Origin of the sequence: Caballeronia glathei, from assembly GCF_000698595.1 — a bacterium.
Lineage (GTDB): Bacteria > Pseudomonadota > Gammaproteobacteria > Burkholderiales > Burkholderiaceae > Caballeronia > Caballeronia glathei.
Genome location: NZ_JFHC01000025.1, coordinates 43,410 through 64,191, shown reverse-complemented (window position 1 = coordinate 64,191; position 20,782 = coordinate 43,410). Strand labels below are relative to the sequence as shown.

Sequence of the window (20,782 nt, the reverse complement as noted above, 5' to 3'; positions counted from 1 at the left end):
GCTTGATTGTTTTTGGTTGAGCATGTTGGTCGTCCCCTGCATCAGTAAGCGTTGGTGTGGCGTAGTCCTTTGAAGATCGTTGCGACGATGATTCGCATGTCAAGGCCGAACGACCAATTCCCCAGGTAGTACAAATCGTGTGCGACGCGTCCCTCCATTTTTTCTATACGGTCCGTTTCCCCGCGGAAGCCATTGACCTGCGCCCAGCCTGTGATGCCGGGCTTGATCCGGTAACGATGGATGTATCCCGAGACGACCTTCCGGTACAGGTCGTCGTGCTCCAGTGCGTGCGGACGCGGCCCGACGACAGACATGTCCCCGCGCAGCACGTTGAAGAACTGCGGCAACTCGTCCATGCTCGTGCGGCGCAGGAACGCGCCGACGCGGGTCACGCGCGGGTCGTCGCGCGTCGCCTGATGGACGACTCCGGCTTGCTCGGCATGCAGGCGCATCGAGCGGAATTTGTAGATCGTGAAGACGCGGCCATCCGCGCCCTTGCGCCGCTGCTTGAAGAAGACCGGTCCGCGCGAACTCACCTTGACCGCAAGCGCGATCACGATGAGAAGCGGCGCCACCGCGACGAGCGCACAAGCCGCGAACACGCGATCGAAGATGTCCTTCTGCAACAGCGCGCTCGGCGAGAGCGGCGACGCAACCAGATTGATGGCCGTCTCGCCGAGCAGGTCCGTCACGCCGGACTCGAACAGCGCGAGACTGCGCACGTCCGGGATGAAGCGCACGTTCACCAGGTCGTCGCGGAACTCGTTCACGAACCTGAGGATCGTGCGTTCCTGCGAGAGCGGCAACGCAAGCCACACCTCGTGCACCTGCTGCGCGCGCACGTAGTTCACGAACGCCTCGTGTTGCTCGAACACCGGCACGCGCGTATTGATCTGTCCTGCTGCCGGCGTCGCGTTATACGCGGCCGCGGCGCGAAACCCCGATGCAGGCGAGTCGTCGATCTTGCGCAGGATCGATTCGCAATGCCTGCCGCAGCCGACCACGACCACCTGATGCAGGTTCATGCCGGCGTTGCGCATGCGCGCGAGGATCGCGTGGGTGACGAGGCGTCCGGCGATCAGCAGGCTGCCCGACATCGCGGTCCAGTAGGCGAACCAGAGTCGCGACACGTAGTCGATCCGGTGCAGCGAGAACATGAGCACGAGCGCGCAGGCCTGCACGATGAGCCACGCGAGCGACACCTGCCCCGCGAGCGCGAGCTTCGAGCGGCCGCGCCACGACTGATAGACGCCGAAGCCGGGAAAGAGCGCGAGCGAGAAGGCCGCCGCGAACGCCACGAACGCGACGTAGAAGCGGTGCTCCAGCACGTAGTTGAAACGAATCTGCGACGCGACGGCCGCGCCGATGAAGATCATCGCAACGTCGAATATTCGCGCCAGTAATCCCTGTAAATCGCGCATCCTTATTCTCCCCGAACCGCCATCCAGCCCCGCCCTTCGCCGCGCTCGCCAAGCCTCCCTTGTTCCCTGCTCGTCAACGACCTGGCGGCCGGCCGGAGCCGGTCGCCGCGCACAGCGCGTGTTCCTTCAACTGCAACGCCCGTAGGTGTCGTCGAAGCGCACGATGTCGTCTTCGCCGAGATACGCGCCCGACTGCACCTCGATGATTTCGAGCGGCACCTTGCCCGGGTTTTCGAGCCGGTGCTTCACGCCGAGCGGAATGAACGTCGATTCGTTCTCGCTCAGCAGGAACTGTTCGTCGCCGCGCGTGACGAGCGCCGTGCCGCGCACGACGACCCAGTGCTCGGCGCGGTGATGATGCAGTTGCAGCGACAGCCGCGCGCCCGGCGTGACCACGATGCGCTTCACCTGGAAGCGCTCGCCGTGATCGATCGAATCGTAGAAACCCCAGGGGCGCCGTACCTTGCGGTGAGCGTCCGCTTCCGGCGCGTGCTGCTCGCGAATGCGCGAGACGAGCCCCTTGATGTCCTGCACGCGCGAGCGGTCGGCCACGAGCACGGCGTCATCCGTCTCGACCACGATCACGTTGGTCGTCCCGACGCACGCGACGAGGCGCCCGCCTTCGGAGCGCGCGTAGCTCGACGTGGCGCCTTCGAAGACCACGCGTCCGCTCGCGACGTTGCCCGACTCGTCCTTCTGCATCGCATCCCACACGGCGTCCCACGAACCGAGATCCGACCAGCCCGCGACGAGCGGCACGACGATGCCGCCGCACGGCGAAGCGGGCGTGCCGATGTGCTCCATCACCGCGTAGTCGATCGAGTCCGAGGGCGCACGAGCGAACTCGGTGGCGTCCGGCCGAAGATACTTGCCGTCGTGGCGGCCGCCCTTGAGCGCCGCGACGCACGCGCTGTGCATGTCGGGCTGAAGCCGTTCGAGCGCCGCAAGCCACACGCTCGCGCGCACGACGAAGATGCCGCTGTTCCACCAGTACGTGCCCGCCGCGACATACTGAGCCGCGAGCTCGGCTGCCGGCTTCTCGACGAAGCGGTCGATCCGGTGCGCGCCTTCGTCGAGCGCGCCGCCGAGGCGGATGTAGCCGAAGCCGGTGTCGGGGCGAGTCGGCGGAATGCCGAGCGTCGCGATCAGGCCTGCCTGAGCGTGCTTCGCCGCGATCGCGATCGCGCGATGCAGCGCGGGGATGTCCGCGATCGAATGATCGGCCGGCATCGCCACCATGATGCCGTCCTCGCCGTCCGCGCATGCGAGGGCCGCCGCGAGCGTGAGCGCGGGCGCGGTGTCGCGCCGTGCCGGCTCGACGATGATGCGCGCGTTCATGCCGCTCTCGCGGATCTGCTCCTCGGTGGTGAAGCGATGTTCCTCGCCGCACACGATGATGGGCTCGGCCGCGACAGTCCAGTCGCCGGGAAAGCCCTTCATGCGCGACACCGTGGCCTGCAGCAGCGAATCGGGACCGACCACGCCGATCAGCTGCTTCGGAAAGTGCTCCCGCGACATGGGCCAGAGGCGCGTGCCCGAGCCGCCCGCGAGAATGACGGGCACGAGCCGTCGGCACGGCCCGGCCGTACCGGCCGGGCCTGCCTCCACCTGCGCCACCACACCCTGCCGCCCTACGCCACCCAACGCCCGATTTTCGTCAGTCGCCATCGCAGAACCCCTGTCAGAACGCGCGGCCAGCCTGGGGCCGCACGAGACAATTCGCCGCCGGACCACTTTGGCCCGGACCCGGTATTCGATGCTCCAAACCACCGTCATCCAGAAATGCACGCGTAGCGGGCTAGCTCCCCGAATCGCGCCTGCTTTGCATCCGGTATTCGGTCGGAGAAATCAGCAGGCGCTTGCGGAAGATCTTCGCCAAGCGATCGCCGTTGCCCATGCCGCTGCGCCGCGCGATCTTGTCGACGGGCAGCTCCGAGTCCGTGAGGAGCGCGCACGTGACGGCAAGCCGCGCCTGCAGCAGATAGTCGGATGGCGTAATGCCCATTTCGATCTTGAAGCGCCGCAGGAAATTGCGTTCGCTCATCGCCGCGACCTGCGCGGCATCGACCACCGAGATCGGACGCTCGCAGTTGTCCTGCAGCCAGCGCGCCGCCGCCCGGATCTTGTCGCCGGCGGAGGCCGCGCCGCTGTCGCCGAGCAGCGACACGAGCTTCGCCGCCGACCCCGGCATCAGGCGCTCGGCAACGCCTCGCGATACATCCAGTCCCAGGTCGCGCTTGACGATCAGGAGCGCGCCCTTCATCGATTCATAGCGGTCGCCCGCTTCGCTCGCTTCTTCCTCGCGCACCGCGTGGATCATCGGTGCGCCGCAGCGCGCGTGCACTTCGTGCGCGTGGGCGATGCCCGCCGCCTCCAGCACCTTGCGGCCCTCGGCGATCGACTTGACCACCGTCGTCTTCGAATGAACGCGCCGCACCCATTCGATGATCCGTTCGTCGCTCGCCGCCTCGTCAGCGCCCTTGCCGCCCGCGACGAAGAGCGCATCGAAGCCGCCGTAGTGCCGCGCGTCGAGCCCGTCGGTCCACACCCTCACCGACGACGAACACGCCACGTTGCCGCCGTCGACGGACAGAAAGCGCACGTCGTAGGTGCACTCGGCACGCGCCTTCGCCGACGACAACTCGTTCGCCATGTGAAAGACCTCGGCGACGATGCCCGCCCCAAGGAGCGAAAACCCGTCGAACAACAGGATGGCGATGTGCCTCACCTCGGACTGCGAGCTTCTGACCGAGGCGGGAACCCACCCCATGACCGCGGGTTCGAGATTGGCGTAAGGCATGGTCATCCTCTGCAAATGCGTAATTCCACGGCATTGTGGAGAGTTCGCCGCCATTGCAGTGCATCATAGTCATGCCCAAATTGCGACGGGCTGCCGTGACCGATGGAAGCGACATGTTGGCGGAATAGATCCGCTGGCTTGAATCATAAGCAGACAATCTTTTTTATGCTCTAGATTTCCGCTCTAAAACCCTGGAATCTGCTTCGGTATGAGGCAAAGCGCACATTGAAATCCCTCCCCAAATTCAGCTATCAGGCTTTTCGGAACGATCCGAAAACAATTTCATCATTCGTCATACAAAAATTTCACAGGACATCTAGAACGTTTCATACCGGACGCTGCCACTTCGGACACGAAGCCTTGTCTGACAAGGCCGAGCGAGACAGCGTAAGGCACGAGAAAGCATCGATTTTCCGGTCAGACGATAGAAACTGATTCACTTATGAAACATCGGAACTGCCAATCCGGTTAATTTTATTGTTTAAAACGAGTGACAATTTCAAACAAGTTTCTGATTCCAATTTTCCGTAATAGCTTCACTGAATCTATTTTCCCGCTTCGGCAATTACCGGAACACCGACCCCGGGTTAATCGCCGCCCGCCAGTCAATTAATATCGGAAATCCCCCGTTGAATCCGCCCTTCTATTAATTAGCCATATGACAAACTGCATTGATATGCCAATTGATATTGCACTGCAATGCGAGCGGATTTCCGCGCCGAGCTTGGGAATCACGAGCCCGGTGGCGCCGCGTTTGCGCAAGCGTTAGACGAATGCCGCACTGCATGCATGCTCGCGGCAATTACGACCGCGCTCAGTCGGGTGGCGCACGATTCGGCATATCTAATCTACCGACGAGTTCACCGCAGCCTCGCCTTTCATTCATACGGATTTCAATTCGATTCAGCTTACGAAAACCCGCCGCGTGCCGTGTTTCACTTCTGATATCCGGGGGCGCAAGCCCGGGAACCCCGCCTGTCATGCCCTGGCGGTCCTTCACGAACGCGATGCCGGAACGTTCCGCCAACCTTCAGCACATAGGCTAGCGGGCACGCCATGGCTGCCGTATGCTGGGTCCGCCTATCGTGCCCTTCATGCCGGCTGAGTATGCGCTGACGAATCGGCGAGCCCTGCGAGCAGGCACCTGCGCGCCGTGGCACCAACCGGAGCGACCACCGGTGTCTTGCGCTCAGTTCGTGGACGCATCGAAAAATGTTTCATTTTCGTAGCATCGCCGGCGCGCGAAGCGCGGGCAGCACCGACGCGACGCACAACGACCCCATGTCATCGACGCCATGAACCCCGCTTCCGATCAGCTTCGTCACGGCAACGCGATGCACGGCGAGACGCGATGCGCGAGTGTCACCGCAATGCAGCGGACGAGCGCGATCTGTCTTGTCGTCGGGGCGACGCTGCTGCTCGGCTGCGAGCCGGTGTCGTCAGACCAGACGCGCTCCAGCCAGCCCGCATCCGCTTCGGCGCCGGTCGTGATCGACGGGACCACCTGGATTCCGTGCGCGCGCGAATACGAAAGCTGCTCGTTCAGCGGCACGGCGCGCGTGATGTACGGAACGGCGACCCAGCATGCGATCAAGGAATTCACCGACACGACCGCTTGCGACAACAGCGCCTTCGACGATCCCGCGCCCGGCGTCAACAAGCGCTGCTGGTATGCCGGCGCGGGTGCAATCAAGGGACGACCGGGCGCGAAGCCCGCCGCGGTGGCAACGGTCGCCGACACCGATACGCCCGAGGCGCATCAGATCAGCTGCGGCCCGCCTTCGGCGCCGGCCGCCGCACCCGCGGCCGGTGATGCGGTCGAAGCCGACACGCCCGGCAGCAACGGCACGCGCATGTTCGCACCGGGTGCGCGCTTTGCGATCGCGTTCACTGTGCGCACGAATGCCGCCGACGCGCTCGCCTGGCAGATCAGGGACGCCTGGAACGTCGTCAAGGGAAGCGGCCGCTTTCCGGTTGCCGTGGGCGCTTCCACGTATACGCTCTCCTGCACGTCGGAGGCGGCCGGCTACTTCGCCATCTCGGCGACGCTCGCCGCGAACCGAAGCACGCTGATGCAGCGCGGCACGCGGCCCGGCGGCATCGCGTCCTTCGGCGTGCTGCCCGATGTCCACGCGGCGCTGCCACCCGTGAGCTATACGCATCCCGACCAGCATCGCTTCGGCGGCCAGGGTGCCGCGTATCTCAAGCCCGGCGAGTCATGCTGCTCCGGCGACGGCTACCGGCCGCTCTACACCGACCTCGGCCTCACGTGGGTCAACGACAACCGCAACTGGTACATCACCGAGCCGAAAGCGGCGAACACGTTCAACGTGTCGGCGGACAATCTCGTGCCGTTCTTCAAGCAGGGCGACCTGCTGAGGCTGATCCAGCTGGACGGCATCCCCGCCTGGGCGAGCCCGACGCGCACGAAGACGCACAGCTATGCGCCCTCGTCGCTGGACGACTACCGCGCATACATGAAGCGTGTCGGCGCGGAATCGGATACGGTGCGCAGGACGTGGTTTCCACGCCAGTCCCGCAACTACTACCAGGTGACGTGGGAGCCGGACTACGAAGGCGGCCTGCCCTGGCGCGATACCGACGCCAACCTCGTCGCGATGTACGCGGCCACGCACGAGGCCATTCATGCGAGCGACCCGAACGCGGTCGTCATGGGCCTCACGATGGCGGTTCTCTCGACCAACACCGCATGGCTCGAGCGTCTCGCGCCGCTTGGCATCGGCAAGTATCTCGATGGCATCAGCGCGCATGGCTACTACGACATCGGCACCTCGCCTTCGCATCCGCCCGAGCGCCTCGCCGCGAGCAGTAATCCCGCAACGGCCGCGAAGGCGCTGCCCGCGTCGATGCGCGCGCTGCGGCGCACGATGGCCGGCATGCTCAGGCCGGGCGCGAAGCTCTTCATCACCGAGACCGGCATCAGCTACGACCTGGGCAGCAAGTACGGCCCCGCCTACCCTGCGCCGAACGTGCTGTATGCGCAGGGCGCGGTCGTCGCGCGCACGCATCTGATTCTGCTCGGCGAAGGCGCCGACGTGAGCTTCGTGTTCTACGCCGCCGATCCGCCCGAAGTCGGCTACGGCATCTTCTTCGATCTTGCCAACGCGCAGGGTGGCTACGGGCAGACGCAGATCAGCCCCAAGCCGGCGGCGATGGGCGTCGCCGCCATGACGCGGCTGATCGACGGCACGACGACGCTCGGCCCCGTCAACGGCACGCCAAAGGGCGTCTACGCGTATGCGTTCCAGCGGCTCGACGGCGGCAGGATCGTCACCGCGCTGTGGACGCACAGCAATGCCGTGTGGCCCTCCTCCGAGGGCTTCAGCTCGACCCACTCGGTGAGCTACAGCCTGCTCGTCGATGCTCCGGGCAGAGCAGGCATGGTCACCGTGTTCGACATGATGGGCAACGCTTCGAAGATGTCATACACGAACGGACGCGTGCCGCTCACGCTCACCGAAGCGCCCGTGTACGTCGTGTCGGACAACGCGGCGATCATGCGCGCCAACGTGACGGTGCCCGCCGGATACATCGGGCAGTAGCGCGCATGGCGCGCGGGCCCTGGAGATGTCCCGGCAAGACAGTCTTTAGGCGGTTATCGACAGTGCCGCGCGTGCCTCGCTGCATGCGCCTCACGCTACACTGCATGCTCGCGGTCGCGCACGCCTTGCGCGGACCATCGCGTGCGGCTTCGATGCCGCGCAGCGGAACACGACGGAGCAACGATGCTCAGCAAGGACGATTTTCTGCACGTCGTCCGGCTTGCGCCGCTCGTCTCGATCGATCTGATCGTGACCGACGGCAACCGCCGCGTGCTGGTGGGAGAGCGACGCAACCGCCCGGCGCGGGGCACGTGGTTCGTTCCCGGCGGGCGTGTGATGAAAGACGAGTCGCTCGACGCGGCGTTCACGCGCATCGTCAACGACGAACTCGGCGTCGCGAGCGTCGAGCGCTCGTCGTCACGCCTCTACGGCGTGTACGAGCACCGCTACGCCGACAACTTCGCGGGCGTGCCGGGCATCACGACGCATTACATCGTGCTCGCCCACGCAATGACGCTCTCCGGCACGGTGCCGATCGGGCGCTTCGACCAGCACAGCGAATACGCGTGGCTGCTTCCCGACGAGCTGCTCGCGCGCGAAGACGTGCACGAGAACACGAAGGCGTATTTCAGGTGATGCGCGCGAAGACCGCGCCGCTCAGATGATCGATGCGGACAGCTCGGCGGACACGTCGGCGCCCGCACCCCGCTCGTCTGTTCCGGCGGAGTCCCGATGCGCGTCGAGCCGCTCACGCAGATAGGTTTCGAACTGTGCGCGCACTTCGGGATGGCGCAGCGCGAATTCCACCGTCGCCTTCAGATAGCCGAGCTTGCTGCCGCAGTCGAAGCGCTTGCCGTGATAGCGATATGCGAGCACCTGCTCGTGCGCGAGCAGCGACTGGATCGCGTCGGTCAGCTGGATCTCGCCGCACGCGCCGGGCACTTGCCTGCGCAGATGCTCGAAGATGCTCGGCATCAGCACATAGCGGCCGACCACGCCGAGATTGGACGGTGCGAGCGCGGGCTCCGGCTTCTCGACCACGCGCGCGAGCTTGAAGAGCCCGTCGTCCCAGGGCTTGCCCTCGATCACGCCATACGACTGCGAGTCACGCGGCTCGATCTCCTCCACGCCGATCACCGACGAATGATAGTGGTCGAAGACCGATATCATCTGCGCGAGCGCGGGCTTCGGCGCATCGATCAGGTCATCCGCCAGCATCACGGCGAACGGCTCGTTGCCGACGAGGTTCGCCGCGCACAGGACCGCGTGCCCGAGACCGAGCGGCTCCGCCTGGCGCACGTAGAAGCAGTCGACGTGCGCGGGCTTGATGCTGCGCACGAGATCGAGCAGGGCCCGCTTGCCGCGCGCCTGCAATTCGGCCTCGATTTCGTATGACTTGTCGAAGTGATCCTCGATGGCGCGCTTGCCGCGCCCCGTCACGAAGACCATCTGCGTGATGCCGGCGGCCACCGCCTCTTCCACGGCGTACTGGATCAGCGGCTTGTCGACGACCGGCAGCATCTCCTTCGGACTTGCCTTCGTGGCGGGAAGAAACCGCGTTCCCAGACCTGCGACGGGAAAGATCGCCTTGCGTACCTTTAGCATCTGCTCACCCTTGTCTGACGTGCATCGGTCCTGGCGGACTCATGCGAAGGCAGCGAGGCGCTCGCGAGCGCCGCGCCGCATGTCTCATTCGTATGACCACGAGAAAGCTCAGCTTATTACTCGAATATCGAAACCATCTGCCAACACCTCGTCATTTTCCGACTACAGTGCGGGAGCGGGGTGCATGCCGCGTATAGTGCGACGCATACGGATCACTTCCCGCCACACGCTATTCGTTTTGGAGACTGGCGATGGGATACGCGAACGGTATGGGGCGGCTGCAGGTCGTCCGCTCGGCCGAGCCCGATGCACTGGCAGACGTCGCGAGGCGAATCGGCATTCTGATCTTCGAGGATTTCTCGCTGGTGGAAGTCAGTTCGATCTCGGAAGTGTTCTCGCTCGCCAATCAGGTCCATTGCCCCGCTTCGGCCGGAGGGCCCGCACGCACGCCCAACTATTCGCTCATGTTCCTTTCGAGCGACGGTGGCAGTGTCGCGAGCAGTTGCTCGATGCGCATCTGGACCGAAAGCCTCGAAACGCGCTGGATCAACGATTGCGACGCGCTCTTCATCGCAGGCGGTGAAGGCGCGCAACGCGCGCGGCACGACAGCGTGCTGCGCAAGCGCCTCGGGCGCATCGCGCCGAAGATTCCGTTCGTGAAGGCGATCGGCCAGGGGGCCCAGATTCTCGCGGCCGCCAATCTCACGGTGCAGAACCGCTCGCTCGACTTCGCCGAGGAGCCGGCCGCGGCTTCGTTTTCCAACTCGATGTTCATCGCGGAGCAGACCTTGACGCTCGACGACCCGAAGGGCCCGATCGCAGCCGCGCTGTCCATCGTCAAGCGCGACTACGGCGCGGCGATCGCGCGCGAGGTGTCGGAGCGCTCGATTCCGGGTGCATGGGCCAAGCTCGCCACCGTGCTCGACGACACCGACGGCGGCGGCGTGCGTCACAAGATCGATGCGGCCGCGCGCTGGATGCGCGAAAACTACGTGCGGCCCATCTCGATTGCCGACGCGGCGCGCGTCGCCGCGATGAGCGAGCGCAATTTCCTGCGCCGCTTCAAGGCGCAGATCGGGCTCACGCCGTCGGAATACCTGCTGCGCGCGCGGCTCGATGCGAGCTGCATGCTGCTGACCGCAACCGATCTGCCGGTCGACAAGATCGCGCGCCGCTGCGGTGCCGGAAGCGGCGACGGACTTGCGAAGATCTTTCGCAAGCGGCTGTCGATCTCGCCGACCGAATACCGGATCGCAGGCCGCCGAAAGCAGGACGACGAATGACGAAGCGCAGCGGAACGGCCGCACGCGTGCCATGACCGATACGCGCTGGCTCTCCAATCTCGGCGACGCGGGGCTGCTCGTGCCCCTCGCGCTCGCCTGCGCGCTGTGGCTGCGCGCCATCGACCGGCAGCTTGCGTTGCGCTGGCTGCTGTCGCTATCGATCGGAATGGCGCTCGTCGGCGCGAGCAAGATTCTTTACGCGGGCTGCGGCGTCGAAATATCTTCGGTGCAATTTCGCGTGATCAGCGGCCATACGATGCTCGCCGCTGCGGTGTGGACCGTCGCGTTCGCGCTCCTCGCGGGATGCGCGAATGCGCGCTGGCATCGCGCCGGGGCGACGCTCGGCCTGCTGCTCGGGGCCGCGATCGGCCTATCCAGAATCGCGGAAGACGCGCACACGCCGATCGAAGTGCTCGCCGGCTGGCTGCTCGGCGGCGGCGTCGCCATGCTGTTCCTCAATCGCTTCACACGCGAGCCGCGCAGGATGCCGCAGGCGATCCTCGCGGGGCTCGGACTGCTCGCCGTGTCGTCGATCGCCTACGGGCACCACGCGCCCTTTCAGCGGATGATCGTCCACTACTCGCCGTGGCTGTGTCGCGGCTTCGGACTCTGACGTCCTGCCCGATTAAACCGTCTCCGGCATTTCGGTCGCTTCGCGCAGCAGTTCGGGCATCAGCGCAGGCATGCATTCACGCAGATATTGCTCGAATCCTTCCCGCACTTCGGGATGCTGCAACGCCAGTTGCACGGTCGCCTTCAGATAGCCGAGCTTGCTGCCGCAATCGAAGCGCGTTCCGTAATAGCGGTAGGCGAGCACCTGCTCGACCGACAGAAGCGACGCCACCGCATCGGTCAGCTGCAATTCGCCGCCCGCGCTCGGCTTGATGTTGCGCAGATGACTGAAGATGCTCGGCATCAGCACATAGCGGCCGACCACGCCGAGATTCGACGGCGCCAGCGCCGGCTGCGGCTTCTCGACGATGTTCGACAGCTTGATGACATCCTCTTCCCACTCGCGCCCCTCGATCACGCCATACGAGCTGCTTTCCTCGCGAGCGATGCGCTCCACGCCGATCACCGAGCTGTGATAGTGGTTGAACACCTCGACGAGCTGCTTCATCACGGGTTCCTTGCTGTGCAGCAGGTCGTCGGCGAGGATCACGGCGAACGGGTTGTCGCCGACGAGCTTCTCCGCGCACAGCACCGCGTGGCCGAGCCCGAGAGCGACCGGCTGGCGCACGTAGAAGCAATCGACATTCGCCGGCTTGATGCCTCTTACGACTTCGAGCAGCGCTTCTTTGCCGCGCGCTTCGAGTTCGGCTTCGATTTCATAGGATTTGTCGAAATGATCTTCGATCGCGCGCTTGCTGCGCCCAGTCACAAAAATCATTTCTGTTATTCCCGCCGCAATTGCTTCTTCCACCGCGTATTGAATCAGCGGCTTATCGACGATCGGCAGCATTTCCTTTGGACTTGCCTTGGTCGCGGGAAGAAAACGGGTGCCGAGTCCGGCGACGGGAAATACTGCCTTGGTGACTTTCAGCATGTTTAGTTCATCCGGGAATCAGGTTCCGAAAATGGAACGATTGTGCGAACCCGTTGGCGGTCGCATTAGGATCTGGCCCAACATCATTCGCCGAATCGCCGAGCGGCTGAATTGAATGCAACGCGGCGGCACCCGCCATGCCGGTAAAAAATGGATACGTCCACCACTGGCCGGCAATACGTGCAGCGCCACAGCGCGCGATGAGCGGCCAGCTTATTCCTGCTCTTCGACCTGCGGAAAGAGGACGGGATGAGTGCTGCGCCTTGCGAGCGGATCGTTGCGTAGCGCATCGCGGTAAGCAGAAACGGCGGCAAGGATCAACAAGACGACAGCCCCGGCAATTGCATGCATGTCCATGATTTGCACCTGTTTTGAGGTAATGGAAATACCCTATCAGAAAAAAATAGACAAATAATTCACCGGGTTTTCGCGCGAGGACCATTACAAAATAGTGTCGAATAACCTCTCCCTGATTTCGTCCGCTTCTGCTGCGGCAGGCAATTTTTTTCTTTAAATCAGTCTTTGTTGCCGGACTAAGATTTCCTCGCGCGCCCGCGATCCCGATATCAGCCCGATCGCGGCATGCCCCGGCTTTCAGCCGGTCTCTTCGTCGATTCAACCAGCCCCGAGGTACTGATGAGCGACACCTCATTGCTCGAGCCGGCGCGTGCGCCGCTCCCCCTCGCCGCGGACGTTCATTCGCGCGCGAGCGTAGATGACAAGGATGTGGCAATCAATGCGTGGCGGGGTATCGCGGCCTTGCTGGTCGCGTATTTCCACTGCCGCCAGGTCACGTGGATCGGCATGCAGCAGTTCCACCGCAGCGGCGCCCCGTTCGACCTCAACGCCCTTTTCAGCTACCTGACGTTCCCGATCGCGTGGGGCTCGGCCGGCGTGCCGATCTTCTTCGTCATCAGCGGGTACTGCATTCACCGCGGCACGGCGCGGCGTCTGCTCGCGGACCCGGCCGCACCGTTCGGCGCGGGCAATTTCCTCTTGCGGCGTTTCGCCCGGATCTATCCGGTGCTGCTCGCGGCCCTGCTCCTCACCTTCGCGCTCGATACCCTCAGCCAGAACTTCATCCCCGTCAGCCGGAAGATCAATCCATTCGACCTGCATGCGTTCCTCGTGAACCTGCTTTCGCTGCAGGGAATCGCGGGCAAGACCTACGGATCGAACGGCGCGCTGTGGACGTTGTCCGTCGAGGTGCAGTTCTACCTCGTCTATCCGCTGCTGCTCGCATTGCGCCGTCGCATCGGCATGTTGAACGTGCTGATCGCCGTTGGCATCGTCAATGTGGCATCGGCGTGGCTCTTCGAGCGGCACGAGATCGTCGTGTTCACGTCGTACTGGCTCTCGTGGACGCTCGGCGCATGGATCGCCGAAGCGAAGGCGCAGGGCATGCAGGTCGACGCGCGGCGGGCGATGGTGCTGCGGCTCGCGGCCATCGTGATCGCGGCGATCGGGTGTGTGGCCTTCAAGTTCGCGCAGTATGCGGCGTTCCAGTTCTGGGCCATCGCGTTTGCCGTGTACCTGTATCAGGTGCTCGACCGGCCGATGCGCAACACGCTTGCGGTGAAGACCTTTTCACGCGTCGGCGAATTCAGCTTCTCGCTCTATATCGTGCATCTGCCGATATTCGTGCTGCTCGGATCGTTCATGTTCCGGTCCGCGCTGCAGACTTCGATCTGGGCTTCGTTCTGGTTCACCGCCGTTGCGGTGGTGGTTGCCGCCGGGTTCTACGTGCTCGTCGAGCGGCCCGCGATGCTGTGGTCCGCGAGGCTCAAGGGCCGGCGCGGCGTTCAGAAGCTCGCCTGAGGCGTTCCCCGCGCTTCGCCTGATCTGTCAGCGTCGCCCTTGCGCAGGACGACGCTGACAGACGGCTCCGGGATTTCTGCCCGGAGCCTCGTCCGCCTTCAGACCGCCTTCAGACGGCCACACGCCGCCGCTTCTTCGACGCCACCCGGTTCAGGATCTTCTCCACGCTCTCGACATAGCGCCGCGTGCCGAAGCGGTTTACCGCATTCGCATACCCCGCGTGAACGAGACGCTCCCGCAGCGACGCGTCGCCCGCCAGTTCGTCGAGCGCCTGCGCGAGCGCGCGTGCGTCGCCGGGTTCGCAAAGGATCGCGTTCTCCCGGTCCTTGACGATGTCGATCACGCCGCCCGCGCGGGCGGCGACGACCGGCCGCTTCGAAAGCATCCCTTCGATGATCACGCGGCCGAACGGCTCCGGCATGATCGACGTGTGCGTCACGATATCGACGGCCTTCATGCACGCCGCGATGTCATGCTGAAAGCCGAGGAAGTGCACCCGGTCCGCGAGCCCGTGCTCGGCCACGAACGCGCGCAGTTCGGCCTCGTACGCGTCCTCGCCGAAGAGCGCCGCGCCGACGAACACCGCGTGCATCTCCGGACATTCGCGCAGCGCCTCGAGCAGGACGTGCTGCCCCTTCCATCGCGCGAGCCGGCTGAACGAGCCGACGAGAAACGCGTCGCGCGGCAACCCGAAACGGTCACGCAGCTCGTGCTGCGCAACCGCTTCGAGATCCGTGAACGGGTCGGCGGAAATGCCGTTGAACACGACGTCGAGCCGCTCTTCGCGCAGCCGCGTGAGCGCGGTCACGGCGGTGGCCGAAGCCGTCGAGTTGGCGATCACGTGCTCGAGCATCAGCTTCGTGCACCACTTGATGATCGTCAGCTGCGTGCGCCCGAAGTGGTCCTCGCTCACGATATCGCGCAGATGCCACACTACCGGCCGCCTCGATATCAGCCCGGCGATCGCTCCGATCACCATCGCGCGCTGCGTGTTCACATAGATGACATCGGCGTCGCGCGACTTCGCGAGCGTGCCGCGCAAAAGCTTCAGCACGCCGCCGAGCATCCCGGCGCCCGGGCGCTTGATGCCATCCTTGCGCACGTTGCCGAGCGCGGCGCCGTCGAGCACGTCGACCTTCACGCCGACCGCTTCCAGCGCGATGCGAAAGGGGCCATCGTCGAAGAGAAGCGTCTGCACGTCGCCGCGCATGTTCTTCACGACTTCGAGCATCGACAGTTCCGCGCCGCCCAGCGCACCGCTCTGATCCACGGCAAGCACGCGCAAATCGCTGGCCTGCGCGGCTTCCTTGACCTCGCCCTTGCGATCGTCGATGTCGTCCTCGCGCATCGGCGGCAGCACGAAATGCGGCGCGACGTGCCCGACATGCGCGCGCAGCGACTCGCGGAAATGCCCGATCGAAAACCGCTGCGCGTTCGCGCGACAGTCGGCGGGGCGAAACGCCACCGCACCCAGTTCGAACTCCTGCACCGCATCGACGATCGACTCGATGCTCTGCTCGTCGAAAAAGATTCCCGTAGGCTCCGCATGCGACGCATCACGCACGGTCTCGAGCGCCCCGCCCTTTCCATAGGCGATCACGGGCGTGCCGCAGGCCTGCGCCTCCACGACCGAAATGCCGAAGTCTTCCTCCGCCGCGAATACGAACGCCTTGGCCCGCCGCATTCTGTCGTGCAGCACCGAGAACGGCTGATAGCCCATGATCTCCACGTTCGGCGACGCCTTCGCGCGGATCTTGCGCATGTCGGGGCCGTCGCCGATCACGACGAGCCTTCGCTCGGGCATCTTCGCGAACGCCTCGACGATCAGGTCGATCTTCTTGTACGGCACCATTCTCGATGCCGTCAGATAGAAGTCGTCCTTGATCTCGTTGAGCTGGAACGCATCCACGTCGACGGGCGGGAAGATCACGTGCGCGTCGCGGTGATACACCTTGTGAATGCGCCGCGCGATGAACGCCGAGTTCGCGATGAAGTGGTCCACCGAATTCGACGTGCGAATGTCCCAGGTGCGCATGTAATGCAGCACGATGCGCGCCATCATCGACTTCATGCCCGCAGTCAGGTTCGACTGCCGGAGGTACTGGTGCTGCAGGTCCCATGCATAGCGGATCGGCGAATGCACGTAGCTGATGTGAATCTGGTCGGGGCCCGTCAGCACGCCCTTCGCCACCGCGTGGCTGCTCGATATCACGAGGTCGTAGCCCGACACGTCGAGCTGCTCGATCGCAAGCGGCATGAGCGGCAGGTAGCCGCGATACTTCTTCTTTGCGAACGGCAGCTTCTGGATGAACGATGTCGTCACGCGCTTGCCCTGCAGGCATGCGCGCTCGTCCATGAAGTCGACCACGCTGAAGATGTCGGCATCCGGAAAGCACGCGATGATCTGCTCCAGCACGCGCTCGGCACCCGCGTAGGCGACGAGCCAGTCATGCACGATCGCCACGCGCGGCACTTTCGGCGCCGCGCGCTCGGCGCGCACGGGCCGGGCACCGGGCATCCCGACGGGCGGCGGTTCGCGCAGGTCGAGTCGGGTTTGCGCGGGCTCGATGAGCACTTCGTCGACAGTCTGAGTCATGCGTCTCTCCTCGCCTTCACAGGCACATTCGCGCGGCCCCTCACGCGTTCACTCAGCTTGCGCAGGAGCCCCCGCGCAATCGAACGCAACTCGGGGCGCGTAAGAACCGACCATCCCGCGTTGATGCTTGCGAGCGCCGCCGCAGCGGCAATCGCGCGCAGCGGATTCGCGATGGCATCGATCGCGCTCGCAACGCCGAGGCTTGCCAGCAGGAAGGCGAGATGGGTAAGCATGTCGAGCGCGATGGGGCGCGCGTGAATGCGCGACATCCACAGCAGCACGCTGTAGTCGAGCAGCGAGCGCAACGCGACCACGCTCGCGGCGCCGATGAGCCCGTAGTGCGCGATGCCGAGCCACAGCGCCCCGACGAAGAGCGGCAACTGGAACAGGCCGACGCGGGCGGCCGTCGCCGGATTGATCTGCGACTGGATCATGATTCGCGTGACGCTCGCCTGACCGACGAGCCACACGCCGATGATCAGGATGCGGCCCACCGGTGCGCTCGCAATGGCGATTTCGCGGCCCACCCATACATGCAGGAACGGCGCGAGCACGAGCATCGCGAAGATCGCAATCGGCGTGAACACGCCGTTCAGGAATTCGAGCGACTTGCGCACCATGCCGTCCGCGTCCTCGCGCCTGATGGCCGACAGACGCGGAAAGAGCGTGCGCACGAGCGCGTTCGGCAGCATGTTCAGGCGCGTGACGAGGTTCTGCGGCACCGTGTAGTAGGTGACGAAGCGCGCGCCGAGATGCGCGCCGAGCAGCACGCGATCGAGCGAGTCGGTGATCATGCTGGTCATCGATGAAACCAGCATCCACCCGCCGAACTTGAACAGTCCGCCTGCGACGCCGCGCTGCGGCCACTCCACGCGTTCGATCTGAAGCACCTTGAAGCTCGCCCGTGCGAGCAGCACGGCCGCGATCAGGCGCGCGAGCACCGCGGCGGCAAGCACCGTCTGCAGGTTGGGCGCGATGAGCCACGCGGCGCCGAGCGGCAGCAGCTGAAAGAGAAACGTGCCGATCGTCTGGTTGGTGTTGTAGACCCCGAAGCGCTCCATGCCGTTGATCGCGCCCGCGAAGACCCACGACACGTTCGCAAGCGGAATCGCGATGGCGAGCCAGGGCAGCGCGAGATAGACTTCATGCTGCATGCTTGCTTCGGAATGCGCGAAATAGGCGGTGTACGCGAACGCGCCGAAGTAGATGAGGAGGCCGCCCGCGATACCGGTGCCGAAGTTCAGCCACACCGCGCTCCAGAACACGCGCGAGCGTTGCGCCGGGTCGCCCGCTGCATGCGCCTTCGAGATCTGATGCTGCGCGGCCATGCTCATGCCGAGATCGAGAAAGCCGAAATAGCCGATCAGCGTCCACACGAGGCTGATCACCCCGTATCGCTCCACGCCCACGAGATGTATGTACGCGGGCACGGTCACCAGCGAGACGAAGGTCGGCAGGACCAGTCCCGAGAAGTTGATCGCCACGTTCTTCACCATGCTCTTGTCCATCGCTTCCTCTCGAGCTTCGCTGCAATCAGGGCTTCCAGCGATACATCATCACTTTCCCGCGGGCGTCTTCTTCAACGAACACGAGGTACTCGCCATCAGGCCGCCTGCTCGCGCTGATGCCGTTGGGCACATCCACCCAGCCCGACGCGCCGCCCACTTCGGGGCCCGGCTTGATCACGCCGAGCTCCTGGCCCGAGTCCTTGTCGTACACATGCACGGTGCCGACAGGCTCCACGGCGAACACGTACCGCCCTTCCACCGTGAAGCCGATGAGCGTGGATACGGGCTTGGCTTTCGTGTCCCAGGGCAGGTCGATCGCATAGCGTTGCGTGGGGTTCGTCGACCAGTGGTCGTAGCGCACGAACCGCCTGCCGACCTCCTTCCAGAAGCCGCGATCGGGCGGCTCGTCCGCGGTGTAGCCGCTCACGTAGAGCGAGTCGGTGTCGGCGTCGTAGATCGCGCGGCGCAGTTCGGTGAAGGGCGCCGGCATTGCATAGGACGTGATCTTCGCAACGTCGTAGACCGGGTTGCCCGCCTGGTCGACTCCGCCATAGCGCAGGCGCCGGATGCCCTTCACGTCGCTCGTGCGCCAGATGTCGCCCTTCGTATCGACCCACCAGCCCCAGCCGCCCGCGATGCGCGCCGTGCCCGTGTTCAGCTGGAACTCGCCGGCGTCGAAGCGGCCATTGCCGTTCGTATCGCGCCAGATCCAGTCGCCTGCGGGCGGCCGGTTCGGCACATGCTCGACGGGGCGCGCGCGCCCGGCGATGAAGCCCGATGGAATCGCGAGTTCGCCGTCGCGCTTCGCATCGAAGCGATAGATCTTCAGGTGATCGGCGTACATGTCGGTGAGATAGAGGAACGTGCGGCCGTCGAGCTTTCGCGCGATCGGCATGCCGGGCCACTGGTCGGTGTGAAAGACCGGGTCGTCCGGATACCTGAAGCGGCCCGTCAGGAAGCCCGCGTACTTCCACTCCTCGCCCGGCGGCTTCGACAAGTCGAGCTCGAAGCGCTTGTTGCCCGTGTAGACGCTGTTCGGGCGCGACGGATCGATCCAGGCGCCGTCGACGAACAGGAGGCCCTGCACCTGCCAGAGGCGGCGGCCGTCGGGCGCATAGCTCTCGAGCGTCGCGCCGAGCCCCGCGCCGATCGTGTCGTGGCGCACACCGATGCCGTTCGTCGACACATAGACATTGCCCGCCGCATCGACGCCCACGCCCGTGAGCCCGTTGAAGCGCTGCGGCCCGGGCTTGCCGGCGGTCCCCGAGAAGATTCCGCCGCGTTCGCCGAGCGTGCCCGACTCGCGGTAGCCGCGGCCGTCGCGCGTGAAGATGAGGACCTGCTGGCGCACGCCGTTGTCGGCGACGAGGAGGCGCCCTTGACCGTCTGTCGCGATATCGGCGGCGAGCGTGTCCTTCGGCAAGGCCGGGGCGTCGTCCAGCGGCGCGCCGGAAGCCGAGTAATGCACGAGGCGCGGGTTCTCGCCCAGGCTGTCGAGCAACGCCCACAGCGAGCCGTCCGATGCGAGCGCGAGACGCCCCGGCTCATGCGCATCCCATTGGCGCTTCTTCTGCATCGAATCGGCGTCGTACACCTCGATGCGGTCCTGCGTCGTGTTCGAGACATACAGCAAGGCGTCGCTTGCGGCGAGCCCGCCAATGTCCTCGCGCTTGTCCGTCGGCGCTTCGTTGATGGTCAGGAAGCTCGACGCGAGCACCGCATGCGGGTCCTTCGCATCGGCCGCATCCGTGCTGCGAAAAGGCGCCGCGCGCTTCGTTTCACCCAGCTCGCGCCGCGATACGCCGAACCACTGGCGCCCCGATCCGGGCCACACGCCCGGCTTGACGAGGCGCCCCTTCTCGTTGCCCACGGCGATCGCGATGAACGCATAGCGCTTGTTCACGGCGATCGCGTTGCCGCCATAGTTGCCCCAGCCGTGCGTGCCGCCCGCAAAGCCGAGCATCTGTCCGTTCTTGTAGACGCTCGCTTCGGCGCCGCTTTCGTCCCACGGCGCATTGGTGAAGACGCGTCCGTCGGGCGTCACCGCGATCGCCGTGATGTTGATCTGTGCCCACGTGCCCTGCCCGTAGCCAAACGTGTTGCCGATCCACGATGTGCGGGCGTCGAGCACGCGCGGCGCCGCCTCCGATGCATGGATGCATGCGAGCGCGCCCAGCGCGCAGAACAGTTTCAGCATCGATGTCAGGATCGAAAGACGCCGCAAATTGTTTCTCCATCAGAGAAGCGCGTTCATGTGCGCAACGGGGAAAAGGGGGCGGCCGCCGAGACGGCGCAGGCCGGCCGCCCGGGTCGAATCGCGCCGGACCGGGCAATGGCCGGGTATCGACACGGCATTGATCGACGCGAGTGAGATTACCGATCAATTAATCCAAAAAAATCGGAAATAAAGAGAAGCCACGCAGGTGCGCGCATTCGTAAAAGATGTAAATCGCCATTATTTTTCCGGCGCATGCGATTGCACCCGATTTTCTGCACCAAAGCGGCGCGAGGCTGACACGACAAGGCTCCGATCCTTTATGCACCGGTTTTTTTCGAATAAATAATTAGCCTCATATGCGATTTTTATTGCGCGACTCGGGAATCGGGAATTTTTAAATCCGGACGAATTATCCACCCAATAT

General features: G+C 64.6%; 14 protein-coding genes. 5 read left to right on the top strand and 9 right to left on the bottom strand.

The features are described 5' to 3' along the window. Positions 1–41 precede the first annotated feature (41 nt). The 3 genes from BG61_RS17095 to BG61_RS17085 form a co-directional block, all read right to left on the bottom strand. On the bottom strand, positions 42–1,421 hold the full coding sequence (locus BG61_RS17095; protein WP_035931044.1) for an undecaprenyl-phosphate glucose phosphotransferase: 1,380 nt from the start codon (positions 1,419–1,421) through the stop codon (positions 42–44). 126 nt (positions 1,422–1,547) lie between these two features. Continuing rightward, the gene (locus tag BG61_RS17090; RefSeq protein WP_081868101.1) at positions 1,548–3,089 is read right to left on the bottom strand and encodes a mannose-1-phosphate guanylyltransferase/mannose-6-phosphate isomerase; all 1,542 of its coding nucleotides are present in this window, start codon (positions 3,087–3,089) and stop codon (positions 1,548–1,550) included. A 130-nt stretch (positions 3,090–3,219) separates the two neighbouring features. Continuing rightward, entirely contained in the window at positions 3,220–4,221 is a 1,002-nt protein-coding gene (locus BG61_RS17085; RefSeq protein ID WP_035931176.1) for a GlxA family transcriptional regulator, read from the bottom strand. Between the two features lie 1,295 nt (positions 4,222–5,516). Here BG61_RS17085 and BG61_RS17080 point away from each other — a divergent pair. Then, entirely contained in the window at positions 5,517–7,784 is a 2,268-nt protein-coding gene (locus tag BG61_RS17080; protein ID WP_232256146.1) for a hypothetical protein, read from the top strand. 183 nt (positions 7,785–7,967) lie between these two features. Next, positions 7,968–8,420: a GDP-mannose mannosyl hydrolase gene (locus tag BG61_RS17075; RefSeq protein WP_035931043.1), complete on the top strand. Its 453-nt coding sequence runs from the start codon at positions 7,968–7,970 to the stop codon at positions 8,418–8,420. Positions 8,421–8,441: 21 nt separating this feature from the next. On the opposite strand, the gene galU (BG61_RS17070) is transcribed toward BG61_RS17075, so the two are convergent. Continuing rightward, positions 8,442–9,389, bottom strand: coding sequence for a UTP--glucose-1-phosphate uridylyltransferase GalU (galU, locus tag BG61_RS17070; RefSeq protein WP_081868100.1), 948 nt, complete (start codon positions 9,387–9,389; stop codon positions 8,442–8,444). 251 nt (positions 9,390–9,640) lie between these two features. Between galU (BG61_RS17070) and BG61_RS17065 the strand changes: the two genes are divergently transcribed. Beyond that, the gene (locus BG61_RS17065) at positions 9,641–10,672 is read left to right on the top strand and encodes a GlxA family transcriptional regulator (protein ID WP_035931042.1); all 1,032 of its coding nucleotides are present in this window, start codon (positions 9,641–9,643) and stop codon (positions 10,670–10,672) included. A 31-nt stretch (positions 10,673–10,703) separates the two neighbouring features. Next, positions 10,704–11,285 carry a phosphatase PAP2 family protein gene (locus BG61_RS17060; protein ID WP_035931041.1) on the top strand — a complete coding sequence of 194 codons (582 nt, stop codon included), beginning with the start codon at positions 10,704–10,706 and terminating at the stop codon, positions 11,283–11,285. Positions 11,286–11,297: 12 nt separating this feature from the next. Here the strand turns inward: BG61_RS17060 and galU (BG61_RS17055) are convergent, their stop codons facing one another. Together galU (BG61_RS17055) and BG61_RS43290 are read right to left on the bottom strand one after the other, a co-directional pair. Next, positions 11,298–12,218, bottom strand: a complete 921-nt coding sequence (galU, locus tag BG61_RS17055; protein ID WP_051672588.1) for a UTP--glucose-1-phosphate uridylyltransferase GalU — start codon at positions 12,216–12,218, stop codon at positions 11,298–11,300. A 213-nt stretch (positions 12,219–12,431) separates the two neighbouring features. After that, positions 12,432–12,575: a hypothetical protein gene (locus BG61_RS43290; protein ID WP_169743309.1), complete on the bottom strand. Its 144-nt coding sequence runs from the start codon at positions 12,573–12,575 to the stop codon at positions 12,432–12,434. 279 nt (positions 12,576–12,854) lie between these two features. On the opposite strand from BG61_RS43290, the gene BG61_RS17050 reads away from it, so the two are divergent. Next, positions 12,855–14,036, top strand: a complete 1,182-nt coding sequence (locus tag BG61_RS17050) for an acyltransferase family protein (RefSeq protein ID WP_035931040.1) — start codon at positions 12,855–12,857, stop codon at positions 14,034–14,036. A gap of 109 nt (positions 14,037–14,145) precedes the next feature. Here BG61_RS17050 and BG61_RS17045 read toward each other — a convergent pair whose 3' ends face one another. From BG61_RS17045 to BG61_RS17035, 3 genes are read right to left on the bottom strand one after another with little or no spacing between them, the layout of a single operon-like run. Continuing rightward, positions 14,146–16,632 carry a glycosyltransferase family 4 protein gene (locus BG61_RS17045; protein WP_035931039.1) on the bottom strand — a complete coding sequence of 829 codons (2,487 nt, stop codon included), beginning with the start codon at positions 16,630–16,632 and terminating at the stop codon, positions 14,146–14,148. Next, entirely contained in the window at positions 16,629–18,140 is a 1,512-nt protein-coding gene (locus tag BG61_RS17040) for a flippase (protein ID WP_035931038.1), read from the bottom strand. Before BG61_RS17040 ends, BG61_RS17045 begins: the two co-directional genes overlap by 4 nt. A gap of 25 nt (positions 18,141–18,165) precedes the next feature. Continuing rightward, positions 18,166–20,337: an NHL repeat-containing protein gene (locus BG61_RS17035; RefSeq protein WP_035931037.1), complete on the bottom strand. Its 2,172-nt coding sequence runs from the start codon at positions 20,335–20,337 to the stop codon at positions 18,166–18,168. Positions 20,338–20,782 lie beyond the last annotated feature (445 nt).

Coding starts and splice junctions, on each gene's coding strand:
- BG61_RS17075 (WP_035931043.1), top strand. CDS start 7,968: ATGCTCAGCAAGGACGATTTTCTGCACGTCGTCCGGCTTGCGCCGCTC.
- BG61_RS17065 (WP_035931042.1), top strand. CDS start 9,641: ATGGGATACGCGAACGGTATGGGGCGGCTGCAGGTCGTCCGCTCGGCC.
- BG61_RS17080 (WP_232256146.1), top strand. CDS start 5,517: ATGAACCCCGCTTCCGATCAGCTTCGTCACGGCAACGCGATGCACGGC.
- BG61_RS17035 (WP_035931037.1), bottom strand. CDS start 20,337: ATGCTGAAACTGTTCTGCGCGCTGGGCGCGCTCGCATGCATCCATGCA.
- BG61_RS17090 (WP_081868101.1), bottom strand. CDS start 3,089: ATGGCGACTGACGAAAATCGGGCGTTGGGTGGCGTAGGGCGGCAGGGT.
- BG61_RS17050 (WP_035931040.1), top strand. CDS start 12,855: ATGAGCGACACCTCATTGCTCGAGCCGGCGCGTGCGCCGCTCCCCCTC.
- BG61_RS43290 (WP_169743309.1), bottom strand. CDS start 12,575: ATGGACATGCATGCAATTGCCGGGGCTGTCGTCTTGTTGATCCTTGCC.
- galU (WP_051672588.1), bottom strand. CDS start 12,218: ATGCTGAAAGTCACCAAGGCAGTATTTCCCGTCGCCGGACTCGGCACC.
- BG61_RS17060 (WP_035931041.1), top strand. CDS start 10,704: ATGACCGATACGCGCTGGCTCTCCAATCTCGGCGACGCGGGGCTGCTC.
- BG61_RS17085 (WP_035931176.1), bottom strand. CDS start 4,221: ATGCCTTACGCCAATCTCGAACCCGCGGTCATGGGGTGGGTTCCCGCC.
- galU (WP_081868100.1), bottom strand. CDS start 9,389: ATGCTAAAGGTACGCAAGGCGATCTTTCCCGTCGCAGGTCTGGGAACG.
- BG61_RS17045 (WP_035931039.1), bottom strand. CDS start 16,632: ATGACTCAGACTGTCGACGAAGTGCTCATCGAGCCCGCGCAAACCCGA.
- BG61_RS17095 (WP_035931044.1), bottom strand. CDS start 1,421: ATGCGCGATTTACAGGGATTACTGGCGCGAATATTCGACGTTGCGATG.
- BG61_RS17040 (WP_035931038.1), bottom strand. CDS start 18,140: ATGGACAAGAGCATGGTGAAGAACGTGGCGATCAACTTCTCGGGACTG.